General features: G+C 53.4%; 1 protein-coding gene. It reads left to right on the top strand.

Features of this window, described 5'->3' with window-relative positions; all coding sequences use genetic code 11:
- The first annotated feature begins 14 nt into the window (after nucleotides 1–14).
- Complete coding sequence (locus V7121_RS07325) at nucleotides 15–293, top strand: hypothetical protein (protein ID WP_335546238.1); 279 nt, start codon at nucleotides 15–17, stop codon at nucleotides 291–293.
- The last annotated feature ends 31 nt before the right edge of the window (nucleotides 294–324 follow it).

Raw genomic sequence — 324 nt, 5'->3', positions numbered from 1 at the left:
GTGGACACGGCGGAATGGGGGGTTATCATGGAGGACATTACGACGGTTACCATGGCGGAGGCTATCATGGCGGAGGATATCATGGGGGGGGATATCATGGCGGTGGATATCATGGCGGTGGATATCATCACGGCGGCTACGGCTCACCCTTTCTTGGTGGATTGTTAGGAGGCTTAACGGCCGGGGCCCTATCATCCGGCGGAGGTTACCCGTACCCAGTGCCATATCCAGCACCATACCCAACACCATATCCAACTGGCTATCCATATGGTGGTTATAATCCATACTATTAGAGATAAAAGAATAAAAGGCGCAAGCGCCCGT

This window comes from Neobacillus drentensis (assembly GCF_036962125.1).
GTDB classification, from domain to species: Bacteria; Bacillota; Bacilli; order Bacillales; family Cytobacillaceae; genus Neobacillus; species Neobacillus drentensis_B.
Note: the sequence above shows the minus strand (reverse complement) of the source record. Positions and strands in the feature narration are given on the sequence as shown.